The following is a 26157-nucleotide window of genomic DNA, read 5'->3' as shown; positions in this document are numbered from 1 at the left end:
TCGATGAAACTAGTCCAATGATCATTCCTTGGGTTTTCACAATGAGTATCTCTAACACGCTTACAAATTTTGCTCAAAACCCGACTTATATACTTGGCTGTTAATCGATAAATCATAATCCATAAAATATACATCGTGTCAATAGATATTTGTTACCCTTGGAAATTTTTCTAAGGGCTTTTTATTAACGTGAGTTCAACAGGGTGGAACGAGTTTAGGGTAAAATATAAAGAAAATAGAGTTTTTTCCACAAAGAAATACTTTTATGTATAGTAAAAATATAAATAATTGTAAATATGACTTCCTCTTCTAAAATCGCAGTTCGCGAACTACCTCTGTTCCCATTACCAGATGTAGTTCTGTTCCCTACCAGACCATTACCTCTACATATTTTTGAATTTCGCTACCGAATCATGATGAACACGATTTTGGATAGCGATCGCAGATTCGGGGTATTAATGGTAGATCCAGCTAAAGGGACTGTTGCTAATGTTGGTTGCTGTGCAGAAATCATTCATCATCAACGATTAAAAGATGATCGAATGAAAATGCTAACTGTAGGACAACAAAGATTTCGAGTTTTAGAGTACGTTCGCGAAAAACCTTATTTTGTTGGGTTAGTTGAGTGGATTGATGACGAAGAGTCGAAATTAGATTTACGACATGAAGCATCCGAGGTAGAACAGTTATTACGTGACGTTGTAAGGCTTAGTGCTAAGTTAACAGAGCAAAATATCGAACTACCAGAAGATTTGCCCGCTTTACCTAAAGAATTATCTTATTGGGTAGCCAGCAATCTTTACCGTGTTGCTCCAGAGCAACAATTACTTTTGGAAATGCAAAATACCGCCGATCGCTTACAACGAGAAGCAGAAATTTTAACTTCAACTCGCAATCATTTAGCCGCTCGTACTGTTCTTAAAGATACATTAAATCAAACTTTGTAATTAATAATTAGGGTTTGCTGAAAAAGTCTTCTTGTGGGGGTAGGGAACTCTTAACAAGGAATAGGCAACAGTTTTACCCATATTTTCCCAATTTTTGGACTCGAAAAAATTGCAAATGCAAAGTTTTTAAGCTTTATATCCCTCTTATCTTGCACTTTTGCGACAAAAATACCCTGAAAAAATCACAGTATAAGAATGTTAAGGTTATTCAGTAAGCCCTAATTAAGGATGGGTTATTAATTAGTAATTAAATAGAGTTGATCAAAGGTAAAATTTGTATTTTAAGAACTCTAGTAATATTTAACCTGAAAGTATAGGAGTTAAATTACGAGTAAAAACATATTAACTATTGGTCTTAATTTTTAATTTAAAACAACGATTCTGTTGGTAAAACATTGTAACTACCAAAAATTTTTAAAATTTCTGTGTGATTGGACAATTCAGCTAAAGCAGATTGCATTTCTATGGAAGCAGCATTTGCTTCCAAATCGATGAAAAACAAGTATTCTCCTAGAGAACGTTTTGTTGGACGCGATTCAATTCTGCTAAGGTTGATATTTTGCTTGACGAAAACTTGCAAAGCTTGAACTAATGCACCGGGTAAATTTGCCGGTACACTAAATGCGAGTGAAGTATAAAAAGCGGAGCTTACTGACATTTGAATATTTAGATCGCTATATACCATTTTGCTTAAGCTTTGGTTATCGCACTGACTAATTACCCAAAAACGGGTACAATTTTCTGGGTAATCATTAATACTGTTTGCAAGCACAGGTAGATTGTATAGTTGCGCGGCTCTGCGGGATGAAATAGCTGCCGCAGCTTTAACATTTTTTAATTGTTGTAGCGCTTCTGTTGTAGAGTTACTAGGAATTAATTGTACATTCGGGAGAAACTTATCCAACCATTTTTGACATTGAGCCAATGCTTGTGGATGAGAATAAACGGTTTCGATACTATCTAAGTCTTGAGAACAGGAGATTAATGCGTGAGTTATAGGCATAACTAAAGCTAACTGAATTTGCAGATTTTCTAACTGCCACAGTGTATCTAAGGTGAGAGTAACCCCGCCTTGAATAGAATTTTCTACAGGTACTACTGCTAAATCTGCTTGACCATTAGCTACAGAATCAAGTGTTTGGAAAATGCTCGGATAAGGACGCAAATAAGCTTCGGTATTGGTAGTTTTAGTTAGCCAACTGACGTAATACAAGGCTGCTTGTTCTGCATAAGTACCCAGAGGTCCCAAATGTGCAATTGATATCATATTGATAAAACCGTTAGTTTTTATATTTTATTACTTATGTTGACTTAAAACTGGAGTATTTTGAGTTCCAATCTGTTTTTAAGACTTCAAATAGCAAATAAAATACCAAATTTATAACCTTAAATAGATACTATAATTAACCAAAATTTTTATAATCAGTACAGAGTATCGAGTTTTCACAAAAACAAAAACCTCTATTCTTGTAAAAAAAATCTAATTATTGACAAATTGTTGTCGCTTAACTATGGCTACTAAATTTAAAGCCTGTCAATCTGTAGAAATCCCCGTTCCATACGAGCCTATTCCAATTAAGCATTACTTACGTCAACCCCAACGCTTGGTTAATGCATTAGTTGATTCTAGTCGGATTGAACAGTTAAGTACAGAAGTTTTTCGTTTAAAAATGCGCCCTTTAAGTTTTCTGTCACTGAGTATTCAACCAATTGTAGACATGAGAGTGTGGGCTTTAGCAGATGGAACAATTCGTTTGGAATCAGTAAACAGTGAAATTCGTGGAATAGAATATATTAACCAACGTTTTCAACTCGATTTAAAAGGTTATTTATCGAGTTACGAAAAAGACGGAAATACTTACCTTAAAGGTATAGCAAATTTAGAGGTTAAAGTAGAATTTCCACCACCTTTGTCTTTTACTCCTAAATCAATATTAGAAGCTGCTGGTAATAGCCTGCTTAAAAGTGTATTACTCACAATCAAGCAAAGATTGCTACATCAACTGCTGATTGATTATCGGCATTGGGTAGAATTACATTCTATAGATAAGAGCTATCTTGACTCCGATGGTAATGATTTTACGGTTTTTAAACCCGAATAATTGTTTTGACCTTTAATAAGTCGGGTTTTTCAGCTTAAATATTCCTAAAACTACATAATCAGTATAAAAACCCGACTTCTCACCCAACGTATAACTAGAGGAAGCAATTGAGAAGAATAAGATAAACAAGACATTTGAAGAAAAATTTCATTTTTGATCGATTTGACAGGGACGAAAAGATTTACGATGCAAGGGTGAGATACCATAATTTTGCAGTGCTAATAGATGTTTTTGACTACCATAACCCTTGTTTCTTTCTAAATCGTACATTGGATATTTTTCAGCAAGGCGAGTTATGAGTTGATCGCGCCAAACTTTAGCGACGATACTAGCAGAAGCTATCGTCAGTAAGCGAGAATCTCCTTTAATTATTGTTTCTTGCGGTAGTAATAAGTCTTTTACCCGCTGATTCCCATCAATTAAACAAAGTGCAGGCTGTACCTTCAATTTGAGAACAGCCCGCTTCATTGCTAAAAGTGATGCTTGGAGGATATTAAAAGAGTCTATTTCAGCCGTAGTTGCAAAACCAATTTTCCAGTCTATTGCAATATCAAAAATCTGCCTAACTAACTGATTTCTTCGATGAGCTGATAGCTTTTTACTATCTTTAATCTTGGTTGTGAAGAGTTGGGGCAAACTATTACTATCTGGTAGAATCACGGCTGCTGCTACCACAGGACCAAACAAAGCACCTCTCCCCACTTCATCTACACCTGCAATTAGTCCTTTCGTATTGGAATACGTAGAAAATTCCAGCCAATTTTGTTCCGGGGGGATTGTTGACTTGTCGATCGCAGTGATAGCTTGCCTAATTTCTGCCATAATATTGGCGATTAAATCCTAGCTGACAGAAGAACGACGGCGACGGCGACGGCCATCTGCTGTTTTGGCTTCTGTTTCATTTTCATTATCGTCCATCGTTTGATTCGATTCTATTTGCTCTTGCTCTTGCTCTTGCTCTTGTTCTTGTTCTTGCTCTTGTTCTTGTTCTTGTTCTTGCTCTTGTTCTTCTATTTCCTCTTTTACTGTAATTTGATTACTTATTTTTACTCTTTTCGGTGTTGGAGTAAGGGAGTGTGATTCTTCCTCTATGCTTACTTCATCTTCACCTGGCGGAACAATATTAATGATTACGGATTTTTCGTTTTTGAACTCTTTGTCAAATTTCTTTAAAGGTGTAACGCCCATTAAAGCATAAACATCTTGTTCTTCGGGTGTCATTTCCACCGAAATAATTTCTGGTGGTTCAAGTACTCCTTTAACCGATTCTACTCTGGTTCTGGTGCGTTCGGGTCTTTCGCTCCATCCTTTACTCAAACCTGATGGAGAACTATCAGTTCTTCTTGTTAATTCTGGTTCGGAATCGATGTCCAATTCATCATTAACTAGTGTCAACGGATTTCCATTAATCCGTGGCTCATCTTTGTCATTTCCTCCATTAATCTCGACGACGCGACGACGACGACGACGTTTGGTGTTATCACCTAATTCTTGATAACTGGGATGATTGAGCAAGTTTAGGTTGGCAAATTCTGCTTCTCCTTCCTCCCCTGAATCTGCGTATTCATCGACTACTTCTCTTGGCTCGTTTAAACGAGGAGCAGACAAACGCGGTTCTCTTTGGGGTAAAGGTACTACACGCTCTGGTAATTCTGCTGATGGTGGTGCAATTCGGGATTCGTTTTCCCCAGGTAGATGTACAATATGTCCTAAACCACCGCAGGTAGGGCAAGTTTCTCCAAAAAGCTCGTAAATATTTTGACCTTGACGTTTGCGGGTTAGTTCTACCAAACCCAATTCGGTTAATTGAGCAATTTGAGGACGAGCTTTGTCTGCTTTTAAGGCTTTATTAAAGTGTTCCAGAACCTGTAGTTGGTCTCGTCGCGATTCCATATCTATAAAATCAACGACAATCACTCCCGCAATATTACGCAAACGCAACTGACGGGCTATTTCTGTCGCTGCCTCGCAGTTTGTCCACAATACCGTTTCTCTTGCGGTTGCCGAACGGGTAAATGAACCGGAGTTGACATCTATCACCGTTAATGCTTCTGTCGGTTGAATAATAATATAACCACCAGAAGGTAAATCTACTCTTGGTTTCAGAGCTTCCTTAACGGCGGCATTAATCCGGAAATATTCTAATATCGCAGTGCGATCGCGGTGATGGTCAATTAATAAGCCTTGGGGTACTTGTCCCCCACTCCAGTTTTGTAAATACTGTTTGACCCGCTTTAATCCGGTACTGGAGTCTACTACAATGCGGTTGACATCAGCGCCGTACATATCCCGCAAAACCCGCTGGATAAAGTCATCGTCACGGTTAAGCAAGGCTGGAGCGCGGCAAGATTGGGCTTGCTCGCCGACTGACTCCCATTGTTTTTGCAGCAATTCTAAATCTTCAATAATTGCTTCTTCTGGCTTTCCTTCCGCTTCGGTACGGATTAATAAGCCCATTCCTGCGGGTTTGATCAAGATTGCTAAGGCTCGCAAACGGTTGCGTTCATTTTCGTTCCTGATCCGACGGGATAAGTTAACACCTCGTCCGTAAGGCATCAGGACTACGTAGCGTCCCGGTAAGGTAATGTTACCAGTAAGCCTTGGTCCTTTAGTACCAGTAGGCTCTTTCATTACTTGCACCATCACTTTTTGTTGTGGTGCCAATAATTCCGTAATTGCCGCAGAAGAGCGTCTTAATCTTAATGGTCCAAGGTCGGTTACATGAATAAAACCATTCCGTTCTGGGTCACCAATATTTACGAAAGCTGCATCTATCCCAGGCAATACATTTTCTACTACTCCTAAATAAATGTCACCAATTTGGTGGTGACCAGTAGCTACGACAAGTTCTTGTATTTGGTCTTCAGAGAACACCGCAGCAATTTGATGCTGTTCGGCGATAATAATTTGTTTCGGCATTCAATTTCCTCAAAAATTGGCAGCTCAAATATTCGGGGAGGGGTTGTTATTCAATCTACCCTGCCTTCCCCTTGCAAGGCGCTGCTGTAATAAAATTGCACTTACTTTCGCTCAAATAAACACGAGCTATTCACATTGTCATTGCGTTTACGCAACCTAGGAATTCCAGAACGGTTGCATATTATAAATTAAATCGCCCGTTCGTGGTTAATTCGTGATACCTTTCCCCTGACCATTGAAGGTGTTAGTTAAAGGTAGTTACTTTATAAATCATCAAATGCGCGAGAAGAGATTCAACCAAGCACTTACAAATCGGGACTGATTCAAGTTCGTAGCCATAAACAAGTTAGAGACAGCGTTCTTTTATCTACCGATGCTTTATCTGGGATAATATCCCAGGGTCTTGCACACTAATATAGAAAGCTTTTGCACCCCGTACATCGGGGTAATGAATCAGCTCGTTCCGTTGCAGCGCCAGAAAAATTCTCTTCATCTAATTCTAACGCAAGGTCATAAAAAATCAATTCCGAGTTGATCTTAAATTAGACGGCATGATAGCTAAGTACTCAGACAGTATTAATTACATACCAAGATTGGATGTTCCCCCAACCCTGTTAAGAGTTCCCTATCTCAATGAATGAACTTAATTTTGTCCAACTACTTACAATTGCCTTCTAATTATTAAACTGCCAAAATTAGCTTGCTCCGATGTATGTGCAGCAGATTGAATTCTGTTGTCGTTACAAGTTCAAGCATAAATGCAATTTGTTCTGGACGCAACAATGTACCATCATTGCGGCAAGCTCCTAGATACTGCAATTGAGCAGCATTACTCGAAATTAGTTCTTTGTTTGTTTCGATAAATTCTAACTCAAACAAACGTTCGCGCAGATTTACCGTTTTCATTTTACCTTTTTTGGTTTTGTGCTGTATCCAAATTTCCTCTTTGGCTTTTACGGCATCAACCCAATCTCGCCATTGAGATGAATTTGCTTGTTTACTACAACTTACAGTAATTAAATACTGGGCGGCTTCAAGAAGTTGAGATGCGCTACCCGAAGTTGCATCCACCTGCACTACATCATATATAGGTATGCCTTGGGGTAAGCAACAACTTAAATTGTTTCGGAAAGTATCAACATCAATTATGCGCGTTAGTTCAAAATCTACAATTTCATTACTGCTAGTAGCTCCCAAGGTTAATGCATTTGCTATGGATATTCTCGGTTGTGGATTATACCCACCGCTAAATGATACTGGTAATCCTGCTCGTCGCACAGCTCGGTCAAAAATTCTCATCAAATCTAAATGACCGACTAATGCCATATCATCCTGTTTACCAAACCGTACTCGCAATCTTTGAGCTTTGGTTGTATTGGGAACAAAATCTCCTGCAAATTCGGGAATGGGCGGCGGTGGAACTACAATATTATGACCAAAATCGGTGCCACAAACCCCACAATGGGAGCAACTCTCAAAGGAACAATCGGGAACAGTGGCGGATAATAAAGCCTGTTGCAAATCTTCTTTGAGCCATTTTTTCTCGATTCCCGTGTTTATGTGGTCCCAAGGTAGGGGGCGATCGAGGCGTTCGTCTACACTACTTCCTTGCATTACATTCCACTCACCACAAAGCACTTGGCGATATTTCCATTCTAAACCAGCTTCGGATATTGCTTGTTCCCAAGCATTAAAAGCTTTATCTAGATTGTCAAACCACGAATCCATCCCCGCACCCAATTCCCAAGCACGACGCAGTACAGTCCCTAAGCTTCTGTCTCCCCTGCCGACGAAATCTTCCATTGCCGAAATCCGCACGTCGGTGAAATTCACTTTGACTCCCCGCATCCTCCGAAATTCTTGCCGCAGCAATTCTTGCTTGCGTTTAAACTCGGTGGTGGAAACTGAGTGCCATTGAAATGGTGTATGAGGTTTGGGTGTAAAGTTGGAAATTGTTAAGTTAAAGTTCAAAGGTCTTCTACCTTTTGCCCAACATTCCCGCTTTAACCAGTTGACAGTTTGAGCGATGCCCAATACATCAACATCTGTTTCACCGGGCAAGCCAATCATAAAGTATAGCTTTACCTTATCCCATCCTTGTTCCCAAGCTGTTTTTACCCCCCTAAGTAATTCTTCATTAGTCAAACCCTTATTTATTATGTCCCGCATCCTTTGCGTACCAGCTTCTGGAGCAAAAGTCAATCCACTTTGTCGCCTTCCACCCAAAATATTGGCAATATTTTGATCAAATCTATCTACTCGCTGGCTGGGTAGGGAAAGGGAAATATTTTCATCTTTAAGACGATTTTTGATTTCCATCCCTACTGAACTTAAAGCTAAATAATCAGAACAGGAAAGTGACAATAAAGAAAATTCATTGTAACCAGTTTGACGCATCCCTTCTGTGATTGTTTCTACAACCATATCAGGTTCCACATCCCGCGCCGGACGAGTTAACATTCCCGGTTGACAAAATCGACAACCTCTGGTACACCCGCGCCGAATTTCAATTGTCAAACGGTCGTGTACGGTTTCTGTAACAGGAACCAACCCGATAGAATAAGCCGGTATGGGACTAGCAACCCGTCGTATAATCCGTTCGGGTACATCCGGATGGTTGGGATGAACGGAACCATCCCCAGCCATATCGTAAAACTGGGGTACGTATACACCGGGAATTTGTGCCAAATCCAGCAATAATTCTTGACGGCTTAAATCCGCTTTTTTACCTTCTTCTAAAACTAAACCAATTTCTGGCAATAGTTCTTCACCATCTCCCAGAGCGATAAAATCGAAGAAGTTAGCATAAGGTTCGGGATTAGATGTTGCAGTTTGTCCCCCCGCAAAAATCAAGGGATAATTGCCGCGTCTCCTTTCTTCCCAAGTTAAGGGAATACCCGCCAAATCCAACATTTCCAAAATGTTGGTAGCCCCTAATTCATAACTCAGGCTAAAACCCAAAATATCGAAATCAACCAGACTTCGCTTCGACTCTACCGCAAACAAAGGTGTTTGAGTTGCTCTGAGTTTTGCCGTTAAATCCGCACCTGGTAAATAAGCGCGATCGCACAACTGACGGGGCTGAACATTCAATATATTGTAAAGAATGATATGCCCTAAATTAGAAGCACCAACTTCATATACTTCTGGGTAAGTTAACACCCAGCGTATCGTCGCCGTATCCCAAGGTTTGTGTTTTGCTAAAAGCTCATTACCTAGGTAACGGGATGGTTTTGCAATATCCGACGTGATTAATTTATCTACTGTAACAGCCACTATGCTATTTTCTAGCTACTTTTAAGTAATTACAGCTACTCATTTCTAAGATTAGCATTGATTTGTAATTGGGAGACCACTAAAACTGGATTGCTTTGTGATTCAAATTTTCTTAAACGCTCCTGAATCTTTTTCAAGCCAGCCAAAACAGAATTTTGCTTGGAGAAATAATTACTCATCAGTTACATTACCACTTACCAAAAAATTACTCCCTATCTAAACGAAATGTTAAATTAAATTTTTCACAAGTACTTATACTTATTTGCTAAAAATCATTCCTGGATCAAATATTTCAAACACTCTATCTAATTGAGTCAGTTGAAAAAGTATTCTGTGAGCAGGGGAAACAGAGCAAAAGCAAAGACGTTGTTGTAATTGCTTCGCTTTCTTGACTCCAGATACTAATGCCATTAAACCCGCACTGTCTATCAAATCAACTTTTTCCAGGTCTAGTAATACAATTGTATTGCCAAATTGTTTCAGTGCCGCATCCAATTCTTGCTCAAGTTTTAGGGCATTTACGGCATTTAAAGACTCTTGGGGTCGAATAATTGTGATTTTAGGACTATTAAGTATTGCTTGCATAATAATTAGATCCCATTTAAATATTCTTTCTTAAGGGTATAGATGTATTCGACCATAATCTCTTTTTTATCGCATCGACCATTTGTATTAGCTTTCTTTGTAGAATCTTTATTGCCCTACTACTTCTGTTTAAAGATTGTCATAATACTCAAGGCAACCGTAGCTAAATATACTTTTTTATAATTAAAGTTCAAAAATAATCTATATAACCAGCATGACTGCTTGCTGGGTTAGGTCAAAAAATATCTGTAAATCTTAACTATTAAGCATTGGGGCTAATTTTCCCACCTGCTAATTAAACATAAAGAATCCTTATTTTTTCCTTAATCATTGGCTTGTATCTTCTGGAGATGACAAGTAACTTGTCTGCTATATCTATGATCCGAATCACTGATTAAGTAGTGTTTGGATCACGTTTTATACTTAAAAACATCTGGGATAATTGGTATTAAATACATAACGGTTGCTGACCATGAGAACTAAGTACGCTATTCGTCAATTAGTTGAAAGAGCTTTGTTTATTAAAAAATTAACTCCTGAGATAGAAAATCAAATCAATTCCGAGCTTACTCAAATGGGTTACATTTCTGACGTTGATTATGAAGCCTTAGAGCTTTTAATGGCAGAAATGGACGCTGGTAGAGTTCAGCTGGTTCCCAGTCTTTAATACTATTATGATTAATATAGAGTATTAAAGCTAACAGACTAAGCTATTTTGATTAAAGCTGATTATACAAAATACTGCATAGTATTATAAATGGCGCGGGTATAGAAGAGTTTACCATCGCGATAATTTTTATTGAGATAATAAATAATAATTAGTTAAGCAAAATTATTTATAAGTACCTACGCAAAATTAATTGTGTATTGTCATTGCGAGGAACGAAGCAATCACCCGTAGGGTGCGGTTCATCGCAGGGACTTGAAGTTTTCAGAATGTTAAATTAATTTTGCACGAGTACTTATAATTACTCTTGGGTTGTATAATCCTTCCCTACTGCCTAAACGAAATGTTAAATTAAATGTTGGCACAGGTACTTATAAGAGATGGTACTGGGTGCGATGGCGCTTCAATTTTCAATGCCACTCCTTAGAAGTCGGATTTGTGAGTATAAATACCTCTAACACAATTATAATTATTGTAAAAAACCTACTTATTTCCCAAACTTGATTCAGCCTAAATTAACGTGATATCTCCTCATTTTGATTCCCTTGCCAAAATTGCTGAATAAATTCATAAAGCTGTTGCGATCGCGTTTGAGATAATTCAGGTTTTGGTTCTTTTGCGATAATTTGACTGTATAGCCCAATGACTTGGGTATCTAAAGCTGGTTGAAACAAATTTATTGACCACAACAAATCCGAACTAGAACGCAAATCGGTTACTTGTGGTGGTTCGTACTCCTGGGTAATAAGCAATAAAGGACGCACCCAACACAAATCACGTTCGGTAACTACTTGAATAACCTCTGTATATAACCTGCGATCGCCATATTCGAGAAAAACTATTTGTCCAACTTGAAAATTTGCTTTGATCTCCATAAGAAATGCGGGTTTGAAGCAATTCAGTAAAAAATACTCATCAGAAAGATGGGTGTGAAACCCCGTCCTATAAGGACGGCTTTATAGTTTTCACTACTGCCTTGGGGTTGCTTGAATCGGGGTGCTTTTGTAATGCACTTTCAATGGGACAATTACCATTTCAAATCTTGCAACCCTGTACACATAGTGTTTTGCTCCTTCATAGCCTCCCTTGCGGGGTAATGTTAGCTTCGCCAATGTTTTAAGAGCTTGTTCGGCTGAAAGCACTATTCCAGTGACCTTAGAACTGTTTAACCTTCAGCGACAGAGCAAGGAACTAGCTTCGCATTCTTTGGTGTCGTGACTCAAAAAACGTAGTACTCGAAGTACTTAGGCTGGTCAGGATGGCTTGTCGATTACTCTTTCAAGCCTCATGCCTTTAGGCTGAGGTTCCTGACAAACTAAGCCTTACCAGCAGGATATGTTAACATAAAACCTGACCTTATTGTAGCGAGTGCGTAAGTCCGATAATTAATCGACCGTAGAAAACTGTTGAGCGATCGCACTATGGCAATTAGTGCTATACAATATTAAAAATAATCAACTATTAAGTAAAGTTGAGATAATAGGTCTGTTGTAGTAAACAAAAAATGTTCTTACCATAATAACCGTGTCAGTCGAAATATTAGAGAAGCCCTCAACAACCCGTAAACACGCCCCTCGGTATCGTGTTTTGCTCCATAACGATGACTACAACACTATGGAGTATGTGGTGCAGACACTAATTACCACAGTGCCGAGTCTCAGCCAACCCCAGGCTGTAAGTATTATGATGGAAGCCCATACAAATGGATTCGGTTTAGTTATTACTTGCGCTCAAGAACACGCCGAATTTTATTGCGAAACTCTAAAAAATCATGGGTTAAGCAGTACAATCGAACCAGAGGAATAAAATTAACGAACTGTTCATATCAAGTTGCCATCTGCCTTGAAAGCATGGTAAGGAGACAATAACTAAACCCGCATTTCTGACAAACAAGAAGGAAGTTGGAGTGAGTAGTAAGTAGTGAGTAGTGGGAAAATCAATCCCTCACTCAACGCTTACCACTTACTTGTGAGAAATCCAGGTAAAGTATATTTTGTGTTGTCTAAATCTTTACCGATATAAATCACTGGGTATGAAAATTAACTTAGTTAGTTTAGCTCAACGCCCTGCCCCCATCAGGTTGGGCTGTTTTGTTTTATGTTTACTGTTACCTTGGTTGCCTTATGCAGCAGCGATATATATCTTAGTCAAGGATGAAAATACCCGGACTATTTTAACAATGGGTATTTTGGCGGTTGAGTTTTTATTTTTACTACCTTGGTGGAGTAAATACATCCATCAGCAATCCCAAACATTTAGTCATTATGGTTTAGAATTTACTCGGCTTTGGTTCGTCGAGTTGCTGCGTGGTGTAGCAATTGGACTGATAAGTATTTTAATTTTATACGGTTTACAAGGAATATTCGGTTGGTTAATTTGGCAGCAACCCAGTTTTTCGATGGTGCAATTAGTTTTGGAAGGATTAATTAGTGCTTTGGGTATAGCTTTTGCTGAAGAATTATTTTTCCGGGGGTTCATATACGATGAATTGCAGCGAGATTACGATGCAAAAACAGTAATTTGGGGTGTTGCAATGATTTTCGCCCTATTGCATTTTATCAAACCACTACCAGAAATTATTCGTACATCGCCGCAATTTTTGGGATTATTACTGTTAGGTTTGGCTTGCGTCTGGGCTAAACGTAGTTGTAGAGGACGTTTAGGTTTACCCATCGGAATTCATGGAGGTTTAGTTTGGGGTGTTTATATTATCGAAGTCGGAAAACTGATCAAATATACCGGCACAGTTCCTCAATGGATTACTGGCATCGATAATAATCCCTTAGTTGGAATAATGGGATTATTAGGTTTAACATTATTAGCATTGTGGACGCGCCAAAAACAGTTGAAACTATTGAAGATTCCTGTAGAAAATAAGTCGGGTTTTTAAGATAAATATCCATCACACAATATCAGTTATCAGTGAACAGTAAGCAATTATGATTTCTCGGTTAAACATGACATACAAGAAAAGAAATACAGTTTTAATATCTCAACGGATTATCTATTCCCCATATTTTGTGTTTAATTGCCGATAATATTAACTGTTAACTGATAACTGTTCACTGATAACTGATTATTGACTCAAAGGTAAACTGATAAAACCCCATTTGTTGCCAACTTTAACCCATGCCTGACCTAATTTCGGATCAACTGCACTTTTTTGGTATGACAATAAATCACCTGCATGGTCAAATTGCGGCGGAATTATTATATTACCACTTTGATCGATATAGCCCCATTTATTTTCAACACTTACTTTCGCTAAACCTTGGGAAAATACACCCGCATCGTCAAATTGTGGCTTGATAACAAGTTTACCGTTCTTATTTATATAGCCATACTTGCCATCTATCCATACTGATGCAAGTCCGTCAGAAAAACTGCTAGCTTCTAAAAAAGATGGTTTAATCTGAAATTTACCCGTGCTATTTATATATCCCCACTGGTTATTGTTACTTGCTAATGCCAATCCTTCAGAAAAATTCCATGCTTGTTCAAATTGAGGCTGGATAATTAATTTTCCTTGAAGATTAATGTAACCCCACTTTTTATCAATTTTAATTGGTGCCATATCTTCATTGAAAGAACCAGCATCGTTAAATTGCGGCTTAATGACAAATTTTCCAGTTTTATCAATATAACCCCATTTGTCGCCCACTTTCACAGGTGCTAGGGCTATCTTGTCAGCAACCTTACTTTGCTTATCTATGACAAAAGACATCGCATTATCAAATTGGGGCTTGATGACAAACTTACCAGTTTTGTTGATATAACCAAATTTATTACCTAACTTTACCAGTGCTAATCCTTGAGAAAAATCTTTAGCGATATCAAATTCGGTTTTAATGGCTAAAAGACCTTTTTTATTGATATAACCCCATTTACCGCTGATATTCACCCATGCTAACCCTTCGGAAAACTCTCCAGCACCATCAAAAACTGCTGGGATAATAACTCTACCAGTGCGATCGATATATCCTTCACGGTAGCCAATGTATACTGGAGCCAGACCTTCGGAAAACTCGCTTACAGATGTAAATTGTGGCTGAATTATAAAAGTAAAATTGTGATTTTTACTACTTTTTAAACTTTTGGATAATGAATTTTTAACCTTAGAAAACGCTGGTGATACAGATATTAAGCAAGTTAGAGTTACCGCTAAAGCAGAAATTACTACTAATCGGTTGCGAGCTACTGCAAAAGTCGCCTTTTGTGATACAACCATAAAATTATGTCAATCGTGTCAATTGTGTCAAATTTCTCTAGATTTTAATACTGGTATTCCCCAGTCATATAAAGGTTCATAAATTTTTCTGTTTTCAGATAAATTTACTCAACCTGTTTCGATAACGTCTAATTTTGCTTAAATGTTCCTGTATAAGTAATATCAAGCTCAGTCTGTGGATATGTGGCGATCGCACTGTCAAAGCTTGACATAATAAACGCTAAATTTGCAGTTTATTTGACAACTTTTTCCACTATAGTTCCGATTAAACAAGCGTTATCAAAATTTGCACCACTTAAATTTGCCCCGTCTAATTCCGCACAAAGTAAATTTGCACCATTTAAATTTGCCCCGGAAAGATTGGCTTTACGTAAATCGGCTTCCTCTAAGTTGGCTTCGCTAAATAACGCCCCCTGTAAATCTGCACGACTTAAATCTGCACCTTTAAGGTTAGCACCCGTAAGATTAGCACCTCTTAAATCGGCACCGCGTAAGTCAACACCTTGTAAGTTAACGTTAATTAAATTAGTACCGCTTAAAAAAGCGCCTGCAAAAGAAACTTCACTAAGTCTAGCACCCATGAAGTTCGCGCCGCGCAAATTGCTACCTCGTAAATCGGCACCAGTTAAATCTGCTTGCATCAAATTAGCTCCCATCAAGTTTGCTCGCAAATCCGCTTGTTGGAGATTTGCACCCATTAGATTTGCTCCTTCCAAATGAGCGCCTTCAAATTTGGCATTAGCAAAATTTGTTCCAACAAGAGAAGCACCAGCAAAATTGACTCGGCTTAAATCAGTTTGGGATAAATCTTCGTCTTCTAAATTAACTCCAGCTAACTGCTTTAATTCACCCGATTTAATAGCTTCAATATTCATATATTTATATCTTTTTTGTATCAGTAATAATTAATACAGCATATTTGTTCTTTATGAGGCAGATTCGGACGGGCAGGGATACCCATCCCACAAGAGCTTTATCATATAATGCTGTACGTCATTTAACTACCCGTGCCTTCTAATTTAACATTTCTCCTGTCTCCGGAGGAGACGCTGGCGCGAACGTTTGGATAGGGTTGGGGGGAACTTTTAACAGGGAACAGCGATATGACTGAGTAGTAAATATACAATTAATGAAGACTTACCTACTTATATGCAAAATGCTGTATATATAATAGAATATATATTTTAAATATTATATTTAAATATATTTAAATTAAAAACAACTAGACGCAAAGAGACATAAGCAAAAGTCGCTCTTTACGTCTATCAATGAAATTATTATCTTATCGGTCAAAACTACCGTAAGTGGTTATTTCACTAAATTTGCTTGTCTCTTGTTGTTTATTGTCAAGCAACCACATTCCGGCGCTCAATTTTGGTGTAATTACGGGTAATTCCATCCCTTGATGCAAACCCATGACTAATAAAGTCAAAGTTTCTACTAATTTAGGATCAAAATGGCGCGATTGCTGTTGTCTGCACTCTTCTAAAGCTTGAGTAAGTATTTCTTCCTTGGTTAAGCCGGAAGAAAATTTTTGGTTGACTCGACATTGAAAGTCTGCTACTAAAGCTAAAATTCTTGATTCTAAAGGAATTTCGTCTCCTGCTAAGGCTGCTGGTTCTCCAGTACCATCCCACCACTCGGATTGATGGGTAATAATTTGTGCTATAGCCCGTAGTCTGGGCATAGTACGTAAAACTTGTGTCCCCGGTACTAAAGGACAAGTTAAAGGGCAACTAGGAGCATCTTCTTGATAGCGCGTGGATGTTCCTGGAACCAAAACGCTTTGAGCCGTTTGTAGGGGATGTATGCGATGTAGAAAGCCTGCAAGCCGCAATCTTTTCATCTGCCAGGCAGGCAAATCTAAAAGCTGCCCCATGGTTTCTGATAAAGCGACAACTTCTGTTGCAGCCATTGGGTTAGTAATGTCAGCAGCATCAAGAAGTTCTGCCATCCGCAAAAATGCCTGAATTTCATTAGAAACTAAGTTTCTATCCAAAATTTGATAGCGATTACCTGCGGGAACGGAAATATTTATCTGCCCCGTCTGTAAATAATCTACTACCCTAGAAACTACAGTCGCTAAATCTTCCGATGTGACAACTGCTGGCTTAATTGCTTGTTGATATTGGCGCAACTTTTTCCCTAATTCCGGATTGTAACTTTCAATGTGCGCGATCGCAATCTGAGCCGTTTCCCTGACCAAATCTGGCTCAAATGTCCACAAACCGTAGAATTTCCGCTCTAAATCCGATGCTGGCTGTCCTGACAAACCGTAATCTGCTGCTGATAGCTCTTGACAAATTACCATCGCTGTGTAATTTGGCGATAGAATAATTAAATGCCATTCTTCAGCCACCGAATCAGTTGAATCTATAGCAACCAAATCCACGTTAGAAAGTTTGCTGGTGGGATGTTCCAGCCAAGCACTATCAGCGGCTGCCATGATGGCAATTTGTTGCGAACATTTGGCAATATCTTCGTAACGTTTCGCTTCTTCTAGATACCATTTGCCTTGTTGAAAAGCCGTAATAACTAAAGGCTTACTATTATCATTTAATATATGGTCTTCTAAAGCATGGCAAAGAGCGACCAAAGTATTCTTATAATAAACGCCGTATCTAATCGGTTTTTTGCTATCTTGATGGGCTTGTTGTAGCCTTTGGAGTATTGAGCCTTCTAACATTTGATTTTATTAAAGTAATCGCCAGTGGATTGCGAGAATATTTTAATACCCCGTAGCTACAGCTATAGAGTAATTGGTTGAATAGAGTAGGACGAAATACAACGTCCTACTAGTTTTCTATGATACACCCGCTAATTGCTTTGATTTTGTTTCAATTGGGGCGGAAAGTGCTTCTTCTAAGTCAGCACAACCAAGTTTTTCTTCCAAAATTTTCATGACTTCCCGTCCGAAATCATTGGGATTTTGTTTCATCGCTTGCAAACAAACTTGACCAAAAAAAGAACCTAGGGGTTCGGGATTCCATAATAGCTTTCTCGCATTCCACGGCGCTAAGAGCATGGGATTGTAACCTTGATTAAGAATACCTTCTTTAAAAGCGTATTCTTCTAAATGAGTATGGGGTTGCAATCCAATAAAGAATATTGCCGGTTCAACTTTATCTACTCCGAAAATTCGTTCTAATTCGCGATGGTAAGCGATGGTTTGACGGATAGTTTCGGGACGTTCATCTATTACATTAAAAGAATAGTTGACGGAAACCAAATCATTGAAACCAGCTGCTTTCAAATCTCGGCAGTTTTCCAGAACAGTTCGCAAATTATAACCCATTCGCATTTTTCGCACCAGTTCTTGAGAACCGCTGGTAATACCGATTTCAAAATAGTTCATGCCGGTTTTCACCATTAAATCGCACAGCTTGGGAGTGAGGTTATCGGCACGGATATAAGCAGCCCAGTTGATATCCGTCATTCCGGAATCAACAATTTTCTCCAATAGTTCCACAGCATCATCCATAAATTTCCGCGCTGGAATAAATTGAGCATCAGTAAACCAGAATTTACGAATACCTCGATCGTAAAGTTGTCGCATCTCCGCAACTACTTCCTCAGCCGGATTAATCCGTACCTGTTTTCCTTCCACAACCGTGTAAACACAGTAGCAGCAATTATGAGGACAACCGCGTTTAGTTTGTACCCCGATATAAAAGTCTTCTTCTTGGAGATAATAGCTAAATTCCGACCATATACTTTCAATATAATCGTAATTACAGGCAGATTTTTCCACTGGTGAGGGTTGTTCATGAATCAATCGCTGACGGGGTTGAGTTTCTCCCACCACATAACAGCGTTCATCTCGGAAATCCTTACCGCTCAAAAGTTTTTCTAATAAAGTTTCTCCTTCACCAACGGAAACAATAGAACCTTTGGGTAAGCTGCTGCTCAACTGCTCGTAATAAACGCTAACCGCACCACCACCGATAACTACGCGAACATCTTTATTGTATTTAAGAGCGCGTTTTAATCCACGTTTAATTAGTGCCGAATTCCGCCAAAGTTCCGTATAAAAGCCCTTGAGCATTTGAAAACCGCCCAAAGCACCGTGTAACTTCACAAAGGGATTTTTAGCATAGAAAATTTCAAAAGAATATTGTAGGGGATTCCCACCTCTTCCACCGACTGGAGCAAAAATGTGAATATCTCGCCAAGAATAAATCAATAGCGTCGGTTTAAATTCATCAATACAGGCATCCAGAGCCGATTTATAGTCTAAAGGTGGTACCGTTCCCAAATCAAGAATCCGCTGTTCGACGTTCGGAAACACCTTGTGGACATGATCTGCAAGGTAAACTACCCCAATCGGAAAAATGGGATTACAAGGAAGACGAACGTAGAGAATTTTGTTTTCCATAGCTAGTGTTTCAACTTCCATCTTGCTGTTTTCAAAGAAAAAAGAGAGTTAATACCCGCATTAAAAATACGTATTTAAATAAATTGTCGCTTTTTATTGCCAAAGTCGAACGGCGCAAAGCCCATTCATTTTATATACATACTATTATGAAAATTCACTTCATATAGCTTTACGATAACATCCACTTCGTTTTTTAAACCGATTTCCCCCTTAAAGTGGCTTGCTATTGACGGATCGCTAAACATAAAAAAAGCTATCGAGGAAACCGCTCTTATATTTATAGTCGGGGATTGTTGCACAAGTGACTGCAATTCGCTGGACAAACTTAGGTATAACAAGACGAAGGAAGTAATTTCAAACTCTCAATTTATAACTAAATTCCTTGCTCCTAACCACTTGCCAAATAATAATTACTGATTTTTTCTGTAGTATTTATGATAGTTAATCAATTATACAAAGCTGTTAACTGTTAACTGATTCGAGTCAAACTGCATTAAATAATTCTATAAATTTCATAAAAATATTCTCATGAATACTACATAATGTATAATCGCAAAAAACGCATAAAATTTTACAAAAATTTCATATCTAGAATATATCTTAAGGTAGAAATAGCATACAAATACCCAGTTGGTATTGAAGGTTACAGTAGGTGGGGATCGACCGTGCTAATTTTGCTAATGTAGGATAGAATTGTGGCGACAAGCTCGTCAGCAGTTATGGCTCAAATAATAGATCCGTTACCACCCAATCCACAGGGAAAATTTCTCTGCTGCTACGTTAATGCCACAAGTAAAATACAGGTGGCTCGCATCTCCAACATTTCTAATTGGTACTTTGAACGGGTTGTTTTTCCAGGACAAAGATTGGTTTTTGAAGCACCCCAATTAGCTCAATTAGAAATTCATACAGGGATGATGGCAAGTGCAATTTTATCGGATACTATTCCGTGCGATCGCCTTGTAATTGACGAAGCAAATAATTCTGATTTACAAGTAAATTCAGATAATCCCAATAGTGATTCCATCGATAAAAATTCCTTTGTGTCCTCAATTAATTCCAAAATCGGAGATACAACAAAACCATTAACAATCGTTGGCTTGACATCTATATAATTAAAATTTTTTTTCTCTATTTTTGGGTTGCCTTGATTTGCAACCCGTTTTTATTTAAGAGGAGTTGGTTGATGGTGGTTAGTTGATGGTGGTTAGTTGATGGTGGTTAGTTGATGGTGGTTAGTTGATGGTTGTTAGTTGATGGTGGTTAGTTCTTGGTGGTTAGTTGATGGTTGTTAGTTGATAGTGGTTAGTTGATGGTGGTTAGTTCTTATTTATTTCCCCTAGTCCCCCCATCCCCCCATCTCTTTTTCATCCCGACACTTTTGGTATCTGGTTGTAGTTGTTAGTTGTGAGTATAAAAGTTAAAAATAATTACAAACATCTAACAATAAAAACTTAGAATAATTTTATGAGTCAGAAGCGGATTTTAGTCACAGGTGCAAGTGGCTGTATTGGTCATTACATCAGTGAATTATTGATCAAAGAAACCGAACACGAACTGTATTTGTTGGTGAGAAATCCAGACAAATTGAAAGTTGATACTCAAGCTCGTGCTGGTATTCATGTTTTGCAAGGTGATATGCAAAAAATCTTTGATTTTGCTGAATTGCTCAAAACTATAGATGTCGCAGTGTTAACAGCAACAGCTTGGGGTGGTACGGGAACTTTTGATATTAATGTAGTTAAAACAATTGAATTACTCAACCTGTTAGATGTGGAAAAATGTGAACAGGTAATTTATTTTTCTACAGCTAGTGTTTTAGATAGTAAAAATCAACCTCTTAAAGAAGCAGGGGAACTGGGTACAGATTATATTCGTTCCAAATTCGACTGTTTGCAGAAATTTTCAAAACTACCTATTCAATCCAAAATTACAAAAGTTTTTCCTACATTAGTGATCGGTGGTGACGAAAATAAACCACTTTCTGCTGTAACGTCCGGTATTCCCGAAGTAACGAAATATATTGATATAATTCGATTTTTGAAAGCAGATGGTAGCTTTCACTTTATTCACGGAAAAGATATTGCTACCGTTGTAAAGCATCTGATTGATAATCCTCCCAAAGCAGAAGAACCGAGAAAATACGTTTTAGGACAAGAAAAAACTACAGCTAACGAAGCAATAGAAGAAATTTGTGCATATTTTGGTAAACCGATTTACTTCCGCATTCCTTTATCTTCATCTTTAGCAGATTTAATAATTAAAACCTTCAAAATTCAAATGGCTGCATGGGATAGATTTTGCATGAAATATCGCCATTTTACCTATGAAGAAATAGTTAACCCTACAACATTTAATTTATCAAATTACTGTACCACTATGAGTGATGTTTTAAAAACTAGCGGTGTAGAGAAGAAGTGAGGGGATAAGGGGACAAGGGGATGGTAAGTAATAACTCAAAACTCCTAACTCAAAACTCCCGTAGAGACGTAGCATTGCTACGTCTCTACAATTCCTAACTCAAAACTCCTAACTCCTAACTCCTAACTATTAACCGTTACCCAAAAATCGGCGGTTTTAACTTGAGCATTACGTTTGAATTGTAGCCAAAGTTTGTAGGTTCCTGGTTGAGGAAATTTAGTTGTAAAATGTACCTGATTATTAGATGAATTCTTGATATTTTCAATATTAATATAATCTGATTCTACTAAAGGAGAGGAACTTTTAATAACTACTAGATTTGCTTTTTGACCTAAATATGGGTTTAAATCTTGCACTGGTTTATTGTTACTTGCTTGCTTGATATCGAATTTTAAAGTAACTTTTTTACCGGCTTTAATATCAGATTGAGACAAATTTAAATCTATTTTGGTGTCAGATAATATTTTCGTTTTACTAAAACTTTCTAATTCTGTAGGAAATGGAACTTCACCGGGAATAGATACTTTTTCTACAAAAACTTGTTCTTTTTCACCCGATGGATTGTAATCACTAAAAACGGTATAATCTCCGGGAGCCGGGAATTTTGGCTTGACTTCAATATTTTGATTATTTTTATAACTAGCTTGAGCCAAATCAAAATACCTCAAGTCGTTGCTTACCACAACCATATTTATTTGCTTCGGTTTAGAAGCGTCATTACTATTATTAGCTTTTGCTACAGTTGCTGGAATCTCAACCTTTATCGGAATGGGTTGATTTGGTGTAATTTTTTCTGGAATAGTTAATTTTCCTTTGGTAGCTTGTGAATTTTGCGGATTTGCTGAAGGTTGCTTACTTCGAGAAGTTTGTTCGGGAACAGATTCTACCTGAGATTGTTGATTATCGGATGTATCTTCAGTTTTGGTGGTAGACAAGCAACCCTGAGATAAAAATAAGCTGCTTAACAAAGCAATTCCAGCAACCGAATATTTCATTGTTAATTTTCTTTACGTTATACGAGTAATTGGTGTTTTCTTCCAATCCGTTATAACAAACCAAGAATATTATGTAACCCACAATTGTGATACTTCTAATTCCCAATTGGGAAACAATTCAGCAAAACTGAGTTTATCTCCATCTTGTAAAATATTAACTATGTGCTTTTTATCCCGCTCATAAATATAAACAGTAACAGTACGTTCATCAGGATTAATCAGCACAACTGAACCGATACCTATTTCTAAAAACTGAAATATCTTGTTTTGAACGGTACTAAGTTGGTCAAATGCTGATTTTATTTCTACCACTAAATCTGGTGGTAATTCTGGGTAAATTCGCGGTACTTGTTTGAGTTTTTCTTTGGAATAAAAAGAAATATGTGGAGCTATTATATCTCCATTAAATAGCTGAAACCCTGTATTTGAACTAACTATATATCCCAATTGATGCGACTCAACCCAAGAAGACAATATACTGCAAAAACGAGCGCTGATTAAACCAGAAGTAAAATCTATGGGAGTCGGATATTTTTTATCAGTAGGTGTAATTTGTGGTATCTTAACTTCCCTTAGTCTAATTTCTTCTAAAACTTTGTGAAAAAGATTATTAGTATCTACACCCAATATTTTCAATACTTGAACTCCTACTCCTCCTCCTTCAAGCAACAAACCTAGTAAAAGATGCTCGGTATCAATGTAATTGTGTCCTAGTTGATGTGCTTGTTCTCCAGCTAATTCAATAACCTGCTTTACTCTGGGTGTAAACGGTATTTTTAAATCTAAAAAGCTGGAACCCCTACCGATAATTTTTTCTACTTCGACACGAGCTTCATCAAGGGTTATACCTGTAGATTTGAGAACTTTCGCTGCAATCCCATTCTCAATAGCAATTAATCCTAATAAAATCTGTTCCGTACCGACAAAATTATGTCTTAAATGACGAGCTTCTTGTTGAGCTAACTGAATCACCCGTACTGATTGTAAAGTCCATTTGTCAAATGTAAAGTGTCCTTGAGCAAGTGCTATTACCTTTGATGCTTTAGCAGTCAATCTATCAAGCATAGAAACTCCCGTAGAATTTTTTTGAGAATCGGCTTCAAACAAAAATATTGTTTCAATTGCACAATCGAACATCTGGGCAATTTTCATCGCTAAAGTCAGACTAGGGTCATATTTGCCTTTTTCGATGGCGTTAATCGTTTGACGACTTACTCCCAAGCGTTCTGCTAGCGCTGCTTGCGAGAAATTACGTTGTGTCCTGAAAATTTTTAGGCGGTTTTCCATTAGTTGCAAATTAATATACTTGCATAGCCTATTTTTACCACCATGCTCTTATGGTAAATCTAGTTTTACTAAATGTCAAGTTTACTTTACACAAGATGGGGTGGTTTTTAATATAAATAATATAGAGACGTAGCAATACGCCCCGTCTCCATAACTTCGATTCACACCGAATAATTTACTTTTTCTATAAGAATCCGAAAATTCAACTAGCCGAACTAACAGTTTGTTCTGCTTCTGCTGGTAAATTTTGTCCTAATTTGGGTTCGGTACCAGCAAGTAACCGCTCAATATTGCTACGATGGCGGAGAATGACATACAAACCACCCGCAACACCAAATAGTATATAAGGTAACGGTTGATGCAGTAAAACCATGAAAATCGAAACTGCGATCGCGCCGCAAATTGAACTTAGTGATACAATTCGTGATATGGCGATAACTACGGCAAATACACCGAATGTTGCTAAACCAACCTGCCAATTCATTGCTAACAAAATACCTAAACTTGTAGCTACGGATTTACCACCGCGAAATCCTAAAAATATTGATTTACTATGTCCAAGTATGGCAGTTAAACCAGCTAAAGTTACCATAATCGGCTGCCAAAGTTCGGGATTAACTGTTGCTGGAATAAAATTATTATTGGATGCAAACTCAAACAACCAATAAACAAGAAATATTGACAATACTCCCTTTAAACAATCAATAAATAAAACAAATGCACCAGGTCCTTTACCCAAAGTTCTTAAGACATTAGTGGCACCAGTAGAACCAGAACCAATTTCTCGAATATCAATTCCTTTCAACAACTTGACCACAGTGTAACCTGTAGGTGTAGAACCTAAAAGGTAAGCTGCGACTAAAATTGCTCCACACAAACTTAACCAAATAGCCATATTTTTAGTTGACAGTTGACAGTTGACAGTTGACCTTTGACCTTTGACCTTTAACCTTTGACCTTTAACCTTTAATTGAATAACTAATCTTATAAATATTCATCTTCGTAAGAGTTTCTCATCATTTTGGGGTCGGGGGCAAAAGCTAACCATAATGGAAATTGCAACAGCCCGACATTAATTTGTTCTTCCGAATCATCAACAATAATAAAAGGTTGTAAATTAGCTTTTACTAAACGTTCCGCTTTTTGTGCGACTGCTGATGGTGTTTCAAATAATGCTAAACCTCTATCTGGTCCAAAATCGGGACGACCAATTCCCAAACAATCTTGTAAGCCACGTCGCCATTCTCCCAAACGTTCCGGCGAATTAGCTAATACCAAAGTACGAACGCGATTACCATATAAAGAATACAGTATCGATATAATTGCTGAAGAGACGAGTGTATTTTGCAACCTACTGCCCATAGTTCGTAAAGCACCGCGTCCACCTTGTTTGAAAAACCAGGATGAAACTCGTTCCGCGTGAACTGGTTCAAATGTACGACGCAACTGCCACGGTGGTCCGTAGTAATCTGGTTTAGTGCGATATTGATCTATTAAAGTGCGAATTTTTTTTGTCGTGTCTTGGAACTGCCCCCGGCTAAATTGCGAAGTATCGCGATCGTCATAATCATCCTCGAATTCCGAGTCGAATTCGTCGTCATCCGGCTGATTTTTTTGCGTGACGGGTTGGGGGGGTTCCGGCTTCATTGCTGGAACTAATTCTAACTGTTCTGCGGCTGCGGCTAAATCTACTAAGCTACCAGTTAGATAATCTTTAAAACCTTGGACTCGAATTGCTAATTCTTGAGAAGCACCTGCGAAAGTCGTCCGCATTTCATTGCGAATACGTTCTTGACGACGTTCGAGTTGTTCAACAGAAATTAATAGAGTTTGTTTACGGTGTTCTAAATCAGAAAGCGCTTCTTGAGTCATTTTAGAGAGAGCTTTTTGAGTATTACCCACTTCAGTTTGAAGAGTTTTGTAAGACGCTTGTAGATCAGCAATTTCCTGTTTTAACGACTCTTCGGTACTTTGTAACTGCGCTACTCGCTGAGCGACAAGATTGTATTCTGGGGAATTATTAGCCGCCGATTCCGAGTTTATTTGTAATTTGTCTGGAATATTATTTTCATTTGAATTCGCCATAATTGGGTTAACTGGTAATAAATTTTCTTTTGTAGAACTTGGTATTTGCGATCGCGCTACCAAGGAATCCTGTATAGAATTTTCCGTTTGTTCAACTGTATCGCTTTCTTGTAACTCTTCTTGGTTATAGGTTTCGTCTTGGTTCATCAGAAAGATGGGTGTGAAACCCCGTCCTATAAGGACGGCTTTATAGTTTTCACTACTGCCTTGGGGTTGCTTGAATCGGGGTGCTTTTGTAATGCACTTTCAATGGGACAATTACCATTTCAA

General features: G+C 38.0%; 20 protein-coding genes and 3 pseudogenes. 7 read left to right on the top strand and 16 right to left on the bottom strand.

Features of this window, described 5'->3' with window-relative positions:
- Positions 1 to 296: 296 nt before the first annotated feature.
- The gene (locus IQ247_RS19735; protein WP_193922817.1) at positions 297 to 947 is read left to right on the top strand and encodes an LON peptidase substrate-binding domain-containing protein; all 651 of its coding nucleotides are present in this window, start codon (positions 297 to 299) and stop codon (positions 945 to 947) included.
- 367 nt (positions 948 to 1314) lie between these two features.
- Here IQ247_RS19735 and pheA read toward each other — a convergent pair whose 3' ends face one another.
- Entirely contained in the window at positions 1315 to 2214 is a 900-nt protein-coding gene (gene pheA, locus IQ247_RS19730; RefSeq protein ID WP_193922816.1) for a prephenate dehydratase, read from the bottom strand.
- A 244-nt stretch (positions 2215 to 2458) separates the two neighbouring features.
- Here pheA and IQ247_RS19725 point away from each other — a divergent pair, with 244 nt between their 5' ends.
- Positions 2459 to 3049, top strand: a complete 591-nt coding sequence (locus tag IQ247_RS19725; RefSeq protein ID WP_193922815.1) for a DUF1997 domain-containing protein — start codon at positions 2459 to 2461, stop codon at positions 3047 to 3049.
- Positions 3050 to 3196: 147 nt separating this feature from the next.
- Here the strand turns inward: IQ247_RS19725 and IQ247_RS19720 are convergent, their stop codons facing one another.
- The 4 genes from IQ247_RS19720 to IQ247_RS19705 all read right to left on the bottom strand — a co-directional run bounded on the left by IQ247_RS19720 (position 3197) and on the right by IQ247_RS19705 (position 9829).
- Positions 3197 to 3871, bottom strand: coding sequence for a ribonuclease HII (locus IQ247_RS19720; protein ID WP_193922814.1), 675 nt, complete (start codon positions 3869 to 3871; stop codon positions 3197 to 3199).
- 18 nt (positions 3872 to 3889) lie between these two features.
- Positions 3890 to 5968, bottom strand: coding sequence for a ribonuclease E (gene rne, locus IQ247_RS19715; protein ID WP_193922813.1), 2079 nt, complete (start codon positions 5966 to 5968; stop codon positions 3890 to 3892).
- Positions 5969 to 6649: 681 nt separating this feature from the next.
- On the bottom strand, positions 6650 to 9244 hold the full coding sequence (locus IQ247_RS19710) for a TIGR03960 family B12-binding radical SAM protein (RefSeq protein WP_193922812.1): 2595 nt from the start codon (positions 9242 to 9244) through the stop codon (positions 6650 to 6652).
- A 258-nt stretch (positions 9245 to 9502) separates the two neighbouring features.
- Positions 9503 to 9829: an STAS domain-containing protein gene (locus tag IQ247_RS19705; RefSeq protein WP_193922811.1), complete on the bottom strand. Its 327-nt coding sequence runs from the start codon at positions 9827 to 9829 to the stop codon at positions 9503 to 9505.
- Between the two features lie 472 nt (positions 9830 to 10301).
- Between IQ247_RS19705 and IQ247_RS19700 the strand changes: the two genes are divergently transcribed.
- Positions 10302 to 10496, top strand: coding sequence for a hypothetical protein (locus IQ247_RS19700; RefSeq protein WP_193922810.1), 195 nt, complete (start codon positions 10302 to 10304; stop codon positions 10494 to 10496).
- Positions 10497 to 11011: 515 nt separating this feature from the next.
- Here IQ247_RS19700 and IQ247_RS19695 read toward each other — a convergent pair.
- Positions 11012 to 11371, bottom strand: coding sequence for a hypothetical protein (locus IQ247_RS19695; protein WP_193922809.1), 360 nt, complete (start codon positions 11369 to 11371; stop codon positions 11012 to 11014).
- A gap of 649 nt (positions 11372 to 12020) precedes the next feature.
- On the opposite strand from IQ247_RS19695, the gene clpS reads away from it, so the two are divergent.
- Both clpS and IQ247_RS19685 read left to right on the top strand, forming a co-directional pair.
- Positions 12021 to 12302, top strand: coding sequence for an ATP-dependent Clp protease adapter ClpS (clpS, locus tag IQ247_RS19690; protein ID WP_193922808.1), 282 nt, complete (start codon positions 12021 to 12023; stop codon positions 12300 to 12302).
- A gap of 226 nt (positions 12303 to 12528) precedes the next feature.
- On the top strand, positions 12529 to 13386 hold the full coding sequence (locus IQ247_RS19685; protein ID WP_193922807.1) for a CPBP family intramembrane glutamic endopeptidase: 858 nt from the start codon (positions 12529 to 12531) through the stop codon (positions 13384 to 13386).
- Between the two features lie 186 nt (positions 13387 to 13572).
- On the opposite strand, the gene IQ247_RS19680 is transcribed toward IQ247_RS19685, so the two are convergent.
- The 4 genes from IQ247_RS19680 to IQ247_RS19665 all read right to left on the bottom strand — a co-directional run bounded on the left by IQ247_RS19680 (position 13573) and on the right by IQ247_RS19665 (position 19099).
- Positions 13573 to 14724 carry a WG repeat-containing protein gene (locus IQ247_RS19680; protein WP_193922806.1) on the bottom strand — a complete coding sequence of 384 codons (1152 nt, stop codon included), beginning with the start codon at positions 14722 to 14724 and terminating at the stop codon, positions 13573 to 13575.
- A gap of 233 nt (positions 14725 to 14957) precedes the next feature.
- On the bottom strand, positions 14958 to 15599 hold the full coding sequence (locus IQ247_RS19675; RefSeq protein WP_193922805.1) for a pentapeptide repeat-containing protein: 642 nt from the start codon (positions 15597 to 15599) through the stop codon (positions 14958 to 14960).
- 407 nt (positions 15600 to 16006) lie between these two features.
- Positions 16007 to 17410: a DICT sensory domain-containing protein gene (locus tag IQ247_RS19670; RefSeq protein ID WP_193922804.1), complete on the bottom strand. Its 1404-nt coding sequence runs from the start codon at positions 17408 to 17410 to the stop codon at positions 16007 to 16009.
- A gap of 117 nt (positions 17411 to 17527) precedes the next feature.
- Positions 17528 to 19099, bottom strand: coding sequence for a photosystem II high light acclimation radical SAM protein (locus IQ247_RS19665; RefSeq protein ID WP_228059885.1), 1572 nt, complete (start codon positions 19097 to 19099; stop codon positions 17528 to 17530).
- Between the two features lie 719 nt (positions 19100 to 19818).
- Between IQ247_RS19665 and IQ247_RS19660 the strand changes: the two genes are divergently transcribed.
- Entirely contained in the window at positions 19819 to 20214 is a 396-nt protein-coding gene (locus tag IQ247_RS19660) for a DUF1830 domain-containing protein (RefSeq protein WP_193922824.1), read from the top strand.
- Positions 20215 to 20566: 352 nt separating this feature from the next.
- Positions 20567 to 21520, top strand: coding sequence for an NAD-dependent epimerase/dehydratase family protein (locus IQ247_RS19655; RefSeq protein ID WP_193922802.1), 954 nt, complete (start codon positions 20567 to 20569; stop codon positions 21518 to 21520).
- Positions 21521 to 21642: 122 nt separating this feature from the next.
- Here IQ247_RS19655 and IQ247_RS19650 read toward each other — a convergent pair whose 3' ends face one another.
- The 6 genes and pseudogenes from IQ247_RS19650 to IQ247_RS19635 form a co-directional block, all read right to left on the bottom strand.
- Positions 21643 to 22515, bottom strand: coding sequence for a DUF8832 domain-containing protein (locus IQ247_RS19650; RefSeq protein WP_193922801.1), 873 nt, complete (start codon positions 22513 to 22515; stop codon positions 21643 to 21645).
- 69 nt (positions 22516 to 22584) lie between these two features.
- Positions 22585 to 23025 (bottom strand): annotated as a pseudogene (locus IQ247_RS32675) (Uma2 family endonuclease); the annotation flags it as partial.
- Between the two features lie 78 nt (positions 23026 to 23103).
- Positions 23104 to 23580: pseudogene (locus IQ247_RS32670) on the bottom strand (Clp protease N-terminal domain-containing protein); the annotation flags it as partial.
- A gap of 39 nt (positions 23581 to 23619) precedes the next feature.
- Positions 23620 to 23802 (bottom strand): annotated as a pseudogene (locus IQ247_RS32665) (helix-turn-helix transcriptional regulator); the annotation flags it as partial.
- Between the two features lie 202 nt (positions 23803 to 24004).
- A complete protein-coding gene (gene plsY, locus IQ247_RS19640) occupies positions 24005 to 24697 on the bottom strand; it encodes a glycerol-3-phosphate 1-O-acyltransferase PlsY (protein WP_193922799.1) in 693 nt (230 codons plus the stop codon).
- A gap of 89 nt (positions 24698 to 24786) precedes the next feature.
- Positions 24787 to 26034, bottom strand: coding sequence for a DUF3086 domain-containing protein (locus IQ247_RS19635; RefSeq protein WP_193922797.1), 1248 nt, complete (start codon positions 26032 to 26034; stop codon positions 24787 to 24789).
- Between the last annotated feature and the right edge of the window lie 123 nt (positions 26035 to 26157).

It is taken from the genome of Plectonema cf. radiosum LEGE 06105 (assembly GCF_015207665.1).
Lineage (GTDB): Bacteria > Cyanobacteriota > Cyanobacteriia > Cyanobacteriales > Nostocaceae > Rivularia > Rivularia radiosa_A.
Note: the sequence above shows the minus strand (reverse complement) of the source record. Positions and strands in the feature narration are given on the sequence as shown.